General features: G+C 67.6%; 11 protein-coding genes. 3 read left to right on the top strand and 8 right to left on the bottom strand.

Going from position 1 to position 12,201, the window contains the following annotated elements; all coding sequences use genetic code 11:
• Positions 1 to 3: 3 nt before the first annotated feature.
• Both truB and SOM26_RS11945 read right to left on the bottom strand, forming a co-directional pair.
• On the bottom strand, positions 4 to 1,014 hold the full coding sequence (gene truB, locus SOM26_RS11950) for a tRNA pseudouridine(55) synthase TruB (protein ID WP_320452948.1): 1,011 nt from the start codon (positions 1,012 to 1,014) through the stop codon (positions 4 to 6).
• A gap of 9 nt (positions 1,015 to 1,023) precedes the next feature.
• Positions 1,024 to 1,635 carry a thymidine kinase gene (locus SOM26_RS11945; RefSeq protein WP_320452947.1) on the bottom strand — a complete coding sequence of 204 codons (612 nt, stop codon included), beginning with the start codon at positions 1,633 to 1,635 and terminating at the stop codon, positions 1,024 to 1,026.
• Between the two features lie 64 nt (positions 1,636 to 1,699).
• Between SOM26_RS11945 and SOM26_RS11940 the strand changes: the two genes are divergently transcribed.
• The gene (locus SOM26_RS11940) at positions 1,700 to 2,266 is read left to right on the top strand and encodes a YceI family protein (protein ID WP_320452946.1); all 567 of its coding nucleotides are present in this window, start codon (positions 1,700 to 1,702) and stop codon (positions 2,264 to 2,266) included.
• A 416-nt stretch (positions 2,267 to 2,682) separates the two neighbouring features.
• Here SOM26_RS11940 and rbfA read toward each other — a convergent pair whose 3' ends face one another.
• From rbfA to rimP, 6 genes are all read right to left on the bottom strand, one after another.
• A complete protein-coding gene (rbfA, locus tag SOM26_RS11935) occupies positions 2,683 to 3,090 on the bottom strand; it encodes a 30S ribosome-binding factor RbfA (protein WP_320452945.1) in 408 nt (135 codons plus the stop codon).
• A 107-nt stretch (positions 3,091 to 3,197) separates the two neighbouring features.
• On the bottom strand, positions 3,198 to 6,098 hold the full coding sequence (infB, locus tag SOM26_RS11930) for a translation initiation factor IF-2 (RefSeq protein WP_320452944.1): 2,901 nt from the start codon (positions 6,096 to 6,098) through the stop codon (positions 3,198 to 3,200).
• Positions 6,095 to 6,910 (bottom strand): DUF448 domain-containing protein, encoded by an 816-nt coding sequence (locus SOM26_RS11925; RefSeq protein WP_414712055.1) that lies wholly within the window; start codon positions 6,908 to 6,910, stop codon positions 6,095 to 6,097. Before SOM26_RS11925 ends, infB begins: the two co-directional genes overlap by 4 nt.
• Positions 6,891 to 7,127, bottom strand: coding sequence for a tautomerase family protein (locus tag SOM26_RS11920; RefSeq protein ID WP_320452943.1), 237 nt, complete (start codon positions 7,125 to 7,127; stop codon positions 6,891 to 6,893). The genes SOM26_RS11925 and SOM26_RS11920 overlap by 20 nt, the downstream gene beginning before the upstream one ends.
• On the bottom strand, positions 7,127 to 8,743 hold the full coding sequence (nusA, locus tag SOM26_RS11915) for a transcription termination factor NusA (RefSeq protein ID WP_320452942.1): 1,617 nt from the start codon (positions 8,741 to 8,743) through the stop codon (positions 7,127 to 7,129). Before nusA ends, SOM26_RS11920 begins: the two co-directional genes overlap by 1 nt.
• Entirely contained in the window at positions 8,743 to 9,321 is a 579-nt protein-coding gene (rimP, locus tag SOM26_RS11910) for a ribosome maturation protein RimP (RefSeq protein WP_320452941.1), read from the bottom strand. Before rimP ends, nusA begins: the two co-directional genes overlap by 1 nt.
• 174 nt (positions 9,322 to 9,495) lie before the next feature.
• On the opposite strand from rimP, the gene SOM26_RS11905 reads away from it, so the two are divergent.
• A complete protein-coding gene (locus SOM26_RS11905; RefSeq protein WP_320452940.1) occupies positions 9,496 to 10,698 on the top strand; it encodes a PQQ-dependent sugar dehydrogenase in 1,203 nt (400 codons plus the stop codon).
• 145 nt (positions 10,699 to 10,843) lie between these two features.
• A complete protein-coding gene (locus SOM26_RS11900; protein WP_320452939.1) occupies positions 10,844 to 12,136 on the top strand; it encodes an ROK family transcriptional regulator in 1,293 nt (430 codons plus the stop codon).
• Positions 12,137 to 12,201: the final 65 nt, after the last annotated feature.

Below are 12,201 nucleotides of genomic sequence, written 5' to 3'. Positions count from 1 at the left end.
TTCTTAATCGAGGTTGAAACCACGAACGACCCGGACATTTGCGTCCAGCGCCTCCACCAGCGCCACCGGATTCTCACCCAGCATCGCGAAATATTGGCCATCGTCCACGGCAATCCCAACCAGCACACGCCCCTGACGGAGCGCCCCTGCCTGGTCGGGGTCGAGAGCAAGAGCCGGGATGTCGTCCAGCCCCGCCCTCAGTGGCAGGAGTATCTGTTCAAGGGTGCGCGCCTGCCCCATCTCGTTCAATTTGTCCAGCGATATCGCCGGGGCCAGGGTAAACGGCCCCGCCTTGGTGCGGCGGAGCATCGTGACGTGCCCGACGGAACCGAGCGCCAGCGCGATGTCGCGGGCGAGGCTGCGGATATACGTACCCTTCGAGACATGCGCGGTGAGGGTGATCTCCGACAAATCCTCCCCGGCACGGGGAGGGGGACCGCCAGCCGCAGGCTGGGGGTGGAGGGGGGCCTCTGCGGGGGAGTCGCCCAGTGGCGCCCCCCCTCCACCATTCGCTGACGCGAACGGTCCCCCTCCCCGTTCCGGGGAGGATTGGAGCGAGTGAATCGTCACGGCGCGACTCGCCAGCACCACCTCTTCCCCCGCGCGCGCCAGATCATAGGCGCGCTCGCCATCCACCTTCAGAGCCGAATAGGCGGGCGGCACCTGGTCGATCGGCCCGGTGAAGCGCGGCAACACCGCCTCCAGCGCGGTGCGAGTCGGGCGCACGTCGCTGGTCGCGACCACCTCGCCCTCGGCATCGAGCGTCGAGGTCTGCTCGCCGAAACGGATGGTGAAGTCATACACCTTGTCGCTGTCGAGCATCCGCCCGGCCAGCTTTGTCGCCTCGCCCACCGCGATCGGCAGCACGCCGGTCGCCAGCGGGTCGAGCGTGCCGCCATGCCCGACCTTGATGCCCTTGCCATAGCCGCCCTGGCGCAGCACGCGCTTGACCGCGCTTACCCCCTGGGTCGAGCCGAGCCCCAGGGGTTTGTCGAGAATGATCCATCCATGCATCGAACGGCGTTAGTCGGGGTTACGTCCCGCCTCAAGCACCGCCTCCCCCGCCAGCGCCTTGCCGAAATGGCGGCGGCACAGCGCGACATAGCGGTCGTTGCCGCCAATCTCGGTCTGCGCGCCCTCGGCGATCGCCCGGCCCTGGCCATCGACCCGCAGGTTCATCGTCGCCTTGGCCCCGCAGAGGCAGACCGACTTGATCTCGTTGAGCGCATCGGCCAGCGCCAGCAGCCGCGCCGAACCGGGGAAAAGCTGGCCCTTGAAGTCGGTGCGCAGGCCGTAGCACAGCACCGGAATCCGATGGACATCGGCGAGTCGTGCAAGCTGGTCGACCTGTTCGGGCGTCAGGAACTGCGCCTCGTCGACCAGGATACAGGCGAGCGGCGTGAGCCCATGCTGGCCCAGCGCACACGCCTCAAGATCGGTCGACGCGTGGAACGGCGTCGCGGGCTGTGACAGACCGATGCGCGAGGCGATGGTGCCATAGGCGAAGCGGTCGTCGATCGCGGCGGTGAACAGCATCGTGTTCATGCCCCGCTCGCGATAGTTGAAATCGGCCTGCAACAACATGGTCGACTTCCCGGCATTCATGCTGGCGTAGTAGAAATAGAGCTTGGCCATGGCGCGCCCTTATCCGAAGGAAGCGGCGTTTTCGAGCATGGGACGACCGAACATGGAAATGGGAATGCGCATCGCCGTCGCGGCGGCGATGTCGATGGCCATGGCGGCGCCCGCCGGAGCCATCACCTATCATGTCGATCCGGCCCATGCGCGGGTTCGGGCCAAGGTCGGCTTTTTCGGGCTGGGCAGCAAGACCGCACTGTTTCCGAAGGTTGAGGGGCGGGTGGCGCTGTCCGACCGGGATGCGCAAGGCCTGACGCTGGACGTGTCGATCGACGCCCAGGCGCTGGAGGCCGGGGATCCGCTCACCCGCTCGCGCCTGCGCGGGGCGGACTTCTTCGACGTCGATCGCTATCGCCATGTGATCTTCCACGGATCGTCGATGACGCGGACCGGTCCGCATAGCGCGCAGGTGGCGGGCACGATCTCGGCACGCGGGGTGACGCGGCCTGCAACGCTGGCGGTCGATTTCTCGCGGGACTTTGCCGCGATGACCGGCCGCGAGCCGGTGCACATCGCGGCTTCGACGCGGATCGACCGGCGGGATTTCGGGGTGACGGCGTATCCGCTGATCGTCGGGCGACAGGTGACGATCGCGATCGACGCGGATCTGATGCCGGGGCGGGAGTAAAGCTGCTCCCTTCCCTTGCTCCGTTTAGCCTGAGCGAAGTCGAAACCGTTCCTGAGCACCTGCCTTGGCAGGCAGTCGAAGCGGCCACGGGTAAACGGCTTGATCTTGGTTCGCGCAGAGGCGCGGAGGGCGCAGAGGGAGATTTGTCCACTTCCTCAAATACCGGACCACCCCGGCGAAGGCCGGGATCCAGCTACCGTACCGTGTCGAAAGCGCATTGCATGGGCTTCCCCCGCATCGGAGGACCATGTCATTGGCGTTATAGGAACTGGGCCCCGGCCTTCGCCGGGGCACGATCATTCGTGAGGATGTATGATGCGCATCATGAGGGCCACCGCTCTCTGCGCCCTCTGCGCCTCTGCGCGAACCGAATCCATTGGCCTTCGACTTCGCTCAGGCTGAACGGCGGCGGAGATTCAGCCCTCCGACCCCTCACCCTCGGTCAGATCCTGAGCGACCTTGGGCGTCCGCAGCAACGAGTCGATATGGCTGCCCTCGTCGAAGCTCTCGTCGGCCAGGAACTTCAGCTTGGCGGCGTATTTCATCTTCACCCGGTGGGCGACCTCACGCTGCAGATACGCGGTGTTGCTGCGCAGCGCCTTGATGACCACCTCTTCGTCCTTGCCCAGCAGCGGCTTCACGAAAACCGTCGCGTGGCGCAGGTCGGGGGACATGCGCACCTCGGTCACGCTGACCAGATGCTTGGCCAGCGTCTCGTCATGCACGTCGCCGCGCGCCAGGATTTCGGACAGGATGTGGCGGACCTGCTCGCCGACGCGCAGCAGGCGGACCGAGGGTTCGGCGGGGTTGTTGGGTTGGACCATGGCTCAGTTTCTTCTCAAACGAAAATCGCGGCCGCCGGGCAAGGCGACCGCGATCCATTCCGGCATGAACGACCGGCGGCAGGATCGCTCCCGCCGCCCCGCCGTCATCAGAGCGAACGCTCGCGCAGTTCGACCTCGAAGGTTTCGAGATAGTCGCCCGCCTTGATGTCGGTGAAGTTCTGCGTGAACGTCACACCACATTCCAGGCCGGCGCGAACCTCGGCGACATCGTCCTTGAACCGGCGGAGCGAGTTGATCTCGCCCTGGTAGATGATGACGTCGTTGCGCGTGATGCGCGCCTTGAGCGCCTTGCGGATGACACCCTCGGTAACCAGCAGACCGGCGGCACGACCGATCTTGCCCGCCGAGAAGACCTCGCGGATTTCGGCGCGGCCGACGACCGTCTCGAATGCCTCGGGGCCCAGCTCGCCCGCCATCCCTGCGCGGATCTCGTCGATCAGGTCGTAGATGACGTCGTAATATTTCAACGCCACCTTGTTCCGCTCGGCGATCTCGCGCGCCTTGGCGTTCGCACGGACGTTGAAGCCGATGATCGGCGCGCCGCTGGCCGCGGCCAGCGTCACGTCCGACTCGGTGATGCCACCGACGCCCGAGTGCAGGATACGCGCCTTGATCAGATCCGACTGGATCTTGTTGATCGATGCCACGATCGCCTCGACCGTGCCTTGCGTATCCGCCTTCACGACCAGCGGATATTCCTTGGCCTGGTTCGCCTTCAGCGCCGAGAACATCGACTCCAGGCTGGCCGGGGCCGAGGTCGTGCGCTTCTGGAGCACCACGCTCTGGCGATATTCGGCGACTTCGCGGGCACGCGCCTCGTTCTCGACGACCTGCAGCAGGTCACCCGCCTGGGGCACGCCCGACAGGCCCAGGACCTCGACCGGCATGGCCGGACCGGCTTCCTTCACCTGACGGCCCTTGTCGTCGACCAGCGCACGGACCTTGCCGCTTTCCGCGCCGACCACGAACACGTCGCCGACCTTCAGCGTGCCGCGCGTGACGAGCACGGTCGCGACCGGGCCACGGCCCTTGTCCAGCTTCGCCTCGATCACGCTGCCCTCGGCATCGCGATCGGGGTTGGCGGCCAGTTCGAGCAGTTCCGCCTGAAGCTGGATCTTCTCGACCAGCGTATCCAGACCGGTCTTCTTGAGCGCCGACACCTCGACGTCCTGGGTCTCGCCGCCCATGTCCTCGACCTGCACGTTATGCTCGAGCAGACGCTCGCGCACGCGCTGGGCATTGGCATCGTGCTTGTCGATCTTGTTGATCGCCACGATCATTGGCTTGCCCGACGCCTTGGTGTGGTTAATCGCCTCGATCGTCTGCGGCATCAGCCCGTCATCGGCCGCGACCACCAGCACCACGATATCCGTGACGTCGGCACCACGCGCCCGCATCTGGGTGAAGGCCTCGTGGCCCGGCGTGTCGAGGAAGGTGATCTTCGACTTGTCCTTCAGCGTGACCTGATAGGCGCCGATATGCTGGGTGATGCCACCGGCTTCGCCGCGCACCACGTCGGTGCCACGCAGCGCGTCGAGCAGCGAGGTCTTGCCGTGGTCGACATGGCCCATGATCGTGACGACCGGCGGGCGCGGCTGCAGGCTCTCGGCCGCATCCTCGCTCGTGTCGAGCGCCAGATCGATGTCGCTGTCCGAGACGCGGACGATGTTATGGCCGAATTCGGTCACCAGCAGCTCGGCCGTGTCCTGGTCGATCGTCTGCGTCATCGTGACGGGCATGCCCATCTTGAACAGCGCCTTGACCAGGTCCGCGCCCTTTTCGGCCATACGGTTGGCCAGTTCCTGGACGGTGATCGCCTCCGGCACCTGCACGTCGCGGACCTGCTTGATCTGCGGCTCGCGCGGGCCGCCAAAGCCACGCTTTTCCTTCTCACGCGCACGCTTCAGCGCGGCGAGCGAACGGGCACGCGCGCCGTCCTCGTTCAGGGCGCGGTTGACGGTCAGCTTGCCGCCGCGACGCTCGTCACCCTTGCGGTCACGCTGCTGCGGACGGCTGGGGGGCGCGTTGCGCGGGGTCGGCTGGCCCGACGGCAGCGGCCGCGGCGCGCCACCCGAAGGGGCGGATGCCGTGGTGGTGTTGCTCGTCTGGTTCGCGGCCGGAGTCGCGGCTGCGGCGGCCGCAGGCGCGGGCTTGGGCACAGGCTTCGGGATCTCGGGACGCTGGACCGGCGAGAAACGGCGCGGTGCGGGCATCGAGGGATCGCGACCCAGGATCGGCGGCGTCGGCACCACGGGCGCAGGCGCCGGAGCGGGTGCAGGCTTTGCCGCGACCGGGGCGGGCGCAGGCGTCGGAGCCGGGGTCGGCGCGGGCGCCGCAACCTTGGGTTCCTCGACCTTGCGCGCTTCCGCCTTGGGCTCGGGCGCCGGGATCACCGGACGCTCGACCGGACGGAACGGGCGAGCCTGGACCGAGATGGTCGGCGCAGCGGGCGCGTCAGCCTGAACGGGGGCCTGAACCGGCGCTTCCACGACGGGCGCGGGCGCAGGCTCGGGGGCCGGGGTCGGCTCCGGAGCGGGCGCAGGCGCAGCGGCGGCCGCAGCGGCCTCCGCCTCGGCACGGGCACGATCCTCGGCGCGGGCACGCTCGTCCTCGGCGCGCTGCTGACGCTCGGCGTCCTCGCGGCGACGCATTTCTTCCTGCGTGCCGAGACGCTGTTCCTCGGCCTCACGCAGCAGACGGGCCTGACGCTCCTGCGCCGTCTCGTTCGACGGAATGGGGCGCGACGCGGCGACCGGTGCGGCCGCTGCGGGGGCGGCCGGAGTCGGGGTCGGGGTCGGCGCAGGGGCCGCCGCCTCGGCGGCTCCGCCCTGCGGGCCCAGGACGCGACGGCGCTTCGTCTCGACGATCACGGTGTTCGAGCGGCCGTGGCTGAAGCTCTGCTTCACCTTACCGGTCTCGACCGTGCGCTTCAGCCCCAGGGGCTGGCGCATTCCGAGTTTCGGCTTGTCGTTGTCGGTCTCGCTCACTCAAAATCCTCGTGTACGGTCACGGCCGTTCGGTCACCGGTAATGTCGGACGCCGATGCGCCTTGCGAGGCCGTTTCGCAAGGCGTTGCCACAGGGTCGGGTCCGATAAAATGCAGCCAGCGGTCGAGCGCTTCGCTCACCCGCTTTGCCGCGTTACGATCTGTCAGGCCGATGTGTACCACATTTTCGCGGCCCAACGCCAACGACAATATGGGGCGTGTGGCAGGCAGTGCCAACCCCTTGAGATCGGAACCTTCACGTCCCGAACCCACGCGCCACGCCTGCGCCAGCTTGCGACAACCATCGTCGCTTGCATCGGATGCATGATAGAGCGCGTGCAACTGGCCCGAACGGGCCGCCGTCGCGATCTTGTCCGATCCGGTCAGGAGCATGCCCGACCGCGACTCGAGTCCCAGCCGGTCGAGCGCGTTGCGCTCCAGCGCGGTGGTGATCAGCGCGGGCAGGTCGTCGGAGATGACGAACTCGCCCGTCTTGAACGCCCGCGCCAGTGCCCCCTTCAATCGCCCCTTGGCGATCGCGGTTTCCAGCTCGGCGCGAGTCACCCCGATCCAGCCGCCTCGGCCCGGCGCCTTCGCACGGACATCGGGCAGCACCCGCCCATCGGGCGCGAGCGCCAGACGGATCAGGTGCGGGCGCGCGTCATGCTCGCCCGACAGGATGCAGCGACGCACCGGCCCGTCGATCGATTCGCGGGCCGCCTTCGCCGATTCCCTGGGGCTCCGGCCCCGAGGGGCTTGAGCACCGGCGGGAGCGGGCTTTACGCCACCACGCTCATTGTCCCGGTTCCGCATGCGCGTCTCCCCGGGGTTGAGGGGTAGGGGCATCACGGTCGGCGATCAGCTGACCGCCCGCACCGTAATTCTCGGGGCTGACCTCCTCGATCACGATCTGGACGGCGGCCGGGTTCTTGCCCAGCCGCTCCACCAGCGAACGGGTCACGTCGGCGACGATCTCGGCCTTTTGCTGTTTGGAGGCGGTGCCCGCCAGACGGATCGAGACGAACGGCATCAGGCTTCGTCACCCTCCGCGTCCGCATCCGCCGCAACGGGTTCTTCCTCGTCGGAGAACCAGTGCGCACGCGCGGCCATGATGATCTCGTTGCCCTGCTCCTCGCTGAGCCCGTATTCGGCGAGAATACCGCCCTTGGGCGCGGCGCGCGGGGTGTCGTCACCACGGCGACGCGGCTCGGCGCGCTTCTTCTCGACCAGCTCGTCGGTCGCCAGGTCGGCCAGATCGTCGAGCGTCTTGACGCCCGCCTTGCCCAGCGTGACCAGCATCGCCTCGGTCAGATACGGCATCTCGGCCAGCGCGTCGTCGACGCCCAGGCCGCGACGCTCGTCACGGGCGGCCTGTTCGCGGCGGTCCAGCGCTTCCTGGGCACGGCTCTGCAGCTCCTGCGCCAGATCCTCGTCGAAGCCCTCGATCGCGGCCAGCTCGTCCAGCTCGACATAGGCGACCTCTTCCAGCGCGCCGAAGCCCTCGGCGACTAGCAGCTGGGCCAGCGTCTCGTCCACGTCCAGCTCGTTCTGGAACAGCTCGGAGTTCGCGACGAATTCCTTCTGGCGCTTCTCGGAGGCGTCGGCCTCGGTCAGAATATCGATCGCCTTGGCGGTCAACTGGCTGGCCAGACGCACATTCTGGCCGCGACGGCCGATGGCGAGGGACAGCTGATCGTCGGGAACGACGACCTCGATCCGGTCCTCTTCCTCGTCGATCACGACGCGGCTGACGTTCGCGGGCTGGAGCGCGTTCACCACGAAGGTCGCGGTGTCGGGCGACCAGGGGATGATGTCGATCTTCTCGCCCTGCATCTCCTGCACGACGGCCTGAACGCGGCTGCCCTTCATGCCGACGCAGGCACCGACCGGGTCGATGCTCGAATCGTGGCTGATCACGCCGATCTTGGCGCGGCTGCCCGGATCGCGCGCGGCGGCCTTGATCTCGATGATGCCGTCATAGATTTCGGGCACTTCCTGCGCGAACAGCTTCTTCATGAAGTCCGGGTGCGCGCGGCTCAGGAATATCTGCGGGCCACGGTTCTCGCGGCGCACGTTCAGGATCAGCGAGCGGATGCGGTCGTTCACGCGGACGACTTCGCGCGGGATCTGCTGGTCGCGACGGATCACGCCCTCGGCGCGGCCCAGGTCGACGACGATGTGGCCGAACTCGACGCGCTTGACGACGCCGGTGATGATCTCACCCTGGCGGTCCTTGAACTCATCGAACTGACGGTCGCGCTCGGCGTCGCGGACCTTCTGGAAGATGACCTGCTTGGCCGCCTGCGCGGCGATGCGGCCGAATTCGATCGGGGGCAGCGGGTCGACGATGAAGTCGCCGATCGCGGCACCCTTTTGCAGCTTCTCGGCACCCTTCAGGTCGATCTGCTTGTAATAATCGTCGACCACCTCGACCACCTCGACGACGCGCCACAGGCGCAGGTCGCCCGAGTTCGGATCGAGCTTGGCGCGAATGTCGTTCTCGGCGCCGTAACGGGCACGGGCGGCGCGCTGGATCGCGTCCTCCATCGCCTCGATGACGATGCCCTTGTCGATCATCTTTTCCGAGGCGACCGCATTCGCGATCGCGATCAGTTCCGCCTTGTTGGCGGAAATGGCGGTAGCCATCAGTGCCGTCCTTCCGTGGTGGCGCCGTCCTGTTCGGGCGCATCCTGATAATAAACCTCTTCCGCGCCCTCGGGGGACAGCGGCACCGTCGCGGCGATCAGCCGGTCGGTCATGACGAGCTTGGCGTCCTCGATGGCGGTAAAGGGCAGTTCGTGACGAACCTCCTCGCCATCGACGATGACGACATTCTCGCCCTCGACGCCGTCCAGGTCGCCCTTGAACTGCTTGCGGCCGTTCCGCTTCTCGGCCAGCGTGATCCGCGCCTCATGCCCCGCCCAGTCGGCGAAGTCCTTCAGCCGGGTCAGCGGACGGTCGATACCGGGCGAGGACACCTCCAGCCGATAGGCATAATCGATCGGATCGCGGCCCTGCTCCTCCAGCGCGTCGAGCACGGCGGAGATGCGGCGCGACAGGTCGGCGCAGTCGTCGATGTTCAGCTGGCGCGTGTCGGGGCGCTCGGCCATCACCTGCAGCGTGGGGTCCGACGTGCCGCCATACATCTTCACGCGCACGAGTTCGAAGCCGAGCGCCTTGGCCTCGGGTTCGATGAGTTGCGTCAGAAGGGCGATGTCCGCCATGAAAGCTCCAGATGTGCCGGATCGGCGCCGCGGAACCCGTTCCGCAGCCTCCTTCACCCGACGATGTAAGAGAATGGGCCAGTCTATACACAGAAACCGCCGACGAAACAAGCATGGATGCCAGCGCGTTGGCGGCCCATCGGGCCGAACAGGGCCATACCGGGAGAGATGAAGATGAAACTGCCGCTGCTCGCCGCCTTGCCGGTGGCCCTTATCGCCTGTTCGGGCAACGGACCGGCCCCTGACGAAACCGGGAATACGTCGCCCGTGACGGTCGCGCCCGGCGACACCCCCACCCCCTCGCCCTCCGCCTCGGCCACACCGCCCGCGACCGTGGTCGACGGCCAGCCCTTTGGCCGCACGGTCATCGCCGATTTCGACGCGCCCTGGGCGATGACCTTCCTGCCCGACCGGCGGATGCTGGTGACCGAGAAGGACGGCCGGATGCTGCTGGTCGCCGCCGATGGACAGGCGCGGCAGACGATCGCACGCATCGCCGTCGATTCGGCAGGCCAGGGCGGGCTGATGGACGTGGTCCTCGCCCCCGACTTCGCGCGGTCGGCCCGCGTCTATTTCAGCTATTCGGCCGCCGCCGATGGCGGCAAGCACGTCGTGCTGGCGCGCGGGCGGTTGCAGGAGGCGAACGGCACCGCGCAACTGACCGGGGTCGAGACGCTATGGGCCGCCAGCCCGGCCGTCACCGGCGACGGCCATTATTCGGGCCGCATCGCCTTTTCGCCCGACGGCCAGTATCTGTTCTTCACCGCGGGCGACCGGCAGAAATTCACCCCGGCGCAGGATCCCAAGGCGACGCTGGGCAAGGTGTTGCGCCTGACCCCGGACGGCAAGCCTGCGGCGGGCAATCCGCTGGCCGCGCAGGGCTTCGATCCCGCCATCTGGTCCTATGGCCATCGCAACCTGCTGGGCATCGCCTTCGATGCTGCCGGCAATTTGTGGGAGCAGGAGATGGGCCCCAAGGGCGGCGACGAGGTCAACCTGATCCTGCCGGGCCGCAATTACGGCTGGCCCAACGCCTCGAACGGGTCGCATTATGACGGCCGCGACATTCCCGATCACCGCGCGGGCGACGGCTATGAAGCGCCCAAGGTCTGGTGGAATCCGGTGATCTCGCCGGGCGGGCTGATGATCTATTCGGGCTCGCTCTTCCCGCAATGGCGCGGCGATGCGTTCATCGGCGGCCTGTCCAGCAAGGCGCTGGTCCGCGTCGACCTGAACGGCACCAGCGCCGCCAAAGGCGACCAGTGGGACATGGGCGCGCGTATCCGCGAAGTCGAACAGGGTCCCGATGGCGCCATCTACGTCCTGGAGGATGGCGGCGATTCGCAAGGTCGGCTGATCAGGCTGACCCCTGCCTGATCCCGATTGAGGCCGCCCCGCCCCGGTGGCGAACCGGGGCGGAAAAATCTGGTCTGACAAAAGCACTTGACCCGACCGGTTCGCATGTCGATTTTGCGCCCAAAGCGGCGACGCAGGATCGCCATACCGACAGGGGACGGACCAGATGCGATCGCCGCAGCCCGGCGCGCCGGATATACCGGCCATGGGGCTGACCAAGCCACCGGCCAGGGGATCGGACACCGGCAACCGCGCGGTCGAGGTGCATTCGCGCGACGCACGCCTGTCGCGCGGCTTTTCCGGCACCAATCTGGAACGCGCGGGCGACTATAATCTGCGCACCGTGCTCCAGGCGATACGCTGTCATGGCGAGACCACGCGGATCGCGCTGGCCAACCAGACCGGGCTGACCCCGCCGACCATCGCCAATATCACCGGCCGCCTGAGCGAGATGGGGATGATCCGCACCGCCGGGCGGCTGCATCGCGGACGGGGACAGCCTGCGCTGCGGATCGAGATCTGCCCCGACGGCGCGTTCGCGATCGGGCTGACCATCGACCGCGACCATCTGGCCATCGCGATCCTGGACCTCAGCGGCACGGTGCGGGCGCGGGCGACGCGCGAGATCGCCTTTCCCAGCCCCGACGACGTCACCGCCTTCATCCACGATACGTTCGAGCCCGCGCTGGCCGAGGGGCAGGTCGACCGCTCACGGGTGATCGGCGTCGGCATCGCGATGCCCGACGGCGTCGACCGCTCGCTGCCCAACCAGACGCGCGGATATGATGCCTGGGTCGGCGTCGATCCGGAGGCGCTGCTCGCCCCCCTTCTCCCCTGGCCGATCCACCGCGACAATGATGCCGCCGCCGCCGCGCTGGGCGAGGCGCAATATGATCACGACTTCGACTGCCCCAGTTTCTTCTACCTGCTGATCACGGCCGGGCTCGGCGGCGGGCTGGTCGTCGATCGCACCTATCATCGCGGCGCGCATCGCCGTTCGGGCGAGATCGGACTGATGCCCGATCCGACCGCCAAGAGACCTGGGGCAATCGTGCAGGACACGGTGTCGCTGGCCGGGCTGCAGGTGCGGCTGGCGGCGGCGGGCTATACGCTCGATTCGCCCGAGACGCTGGGCGAACAGGACGATCCGATGCTGTGCGCGGTCCTCGACCGGTGGATCGTCGATTCGATCGCGGCGCTGACCCAACCCTTCGTCGCAGTGACGACCTTGTTCGATCCCGATGCCATACTGATCGGCGGTCGCCTGCCCATCTGGCTGCTCGACCGGCTGGCCAGGGGGCTGGACCAAGCGCTGGCGGAGATCGAACTGCCGGTGCGCCCCGCCATCCGCCCGGCACGCCGCGCCCATGACGCGCCCGCCATCGGCGCAGCCATGCTGCCCTTCATGGACCAGTTGCTGCCCTCCGACTCGATCCTGGTTCAGGCGGGACGGGGTTAAGCCCCCTCACCATCCTCGGTTCGGGCTGAACGGAGGTCGGGGACAAAGAAAGGGCCCGCCTCCTG

It is taken from the genome of Sphingomonas sp. CFBP8993 (assembly GCF_034044895.1).
Lineage (GTDB): Bacteria > Pseudomonadota > Alphaproteobacteria > Sphingomonadales > Sphingomonadaceae > Sphingomonas.
The sequence above is the reverse complement of the archived record's forward strand: the minus strand, read 5'-3'. Positions and strand labels throughout refer to the sequence as shown.

Bases quoted from the DNA above. Each gene is read 5' to 3' on its own strand.
- truB (WP_320452948.1), bottom strand. From the start codon at position 1,014: ATGCATGGATGGATCATTCTCGACAAACCCCTGGGGCTCGGCTCGACC.
- SOM26_RS11945 (WP_320452947.1), bottom strand. From the start codon at position 1,635: ATGGCCAAGCTCTATTTCTACTACGCCAGCATGAATGCCGGGAAGTCG.
- SOM26_RS11940 (WP_320452946.1), top strand. From the start codon at position 1,700: ATGCGCATCGCCGTCGCGGCGGCGATGTCGATGGCCATGGCGGCGCCC.
- rbfA (WP_320452945.1), bottom strand. From the start codon at position 3,090: ATGGTCCAACCCAACAACCCCGCCGAACCCTCGGTCCGCCTGCTGCGC.
- SOM26_RS11925 (WP_414712055.1), bottom strand. From the start codon at position 6,910: ATGCGGAACCGGGACAATGAGCGTGGTGGCGTAAAGCCCGCTCCCGCC.
- SOM26_RS11920 (WP_320452943.1), bottom strand. From the start codon at position 7,127: ATGCCGTTCGTCTCGATCCGTCTGGCGGGCACCGCCTCCAAACAGCAA.
- nusA (WP_320452942.1), bottom strand. From the start codon at position 8,743: ATGGCTACCGCCATTTCCGCCAACAAGGCGGAACTGATCGCGATCGCG.
- rimP (WP_320452941.1), bottom strand. From the start codon at position 9,321: ATGGCGGACATCGCCCTTCTGACGCAACTCATCGAACCCGAGGCCAAG.
- SOM26_RS11905 (WP_320452940.1), top strand. From the start codon at position 9,496: ATGAAACTGCCGCTGCTCGCCGCCTTGCCGGTGGCCCTTATCGCCTGT.
- SOM26_RS11900 (WP_320452939.1), top strand. From the start codon at position 10,844: ATGCGATCGCCGCAGCCCGGCGCGCCGGATATACCGGCCATGGGGCTG.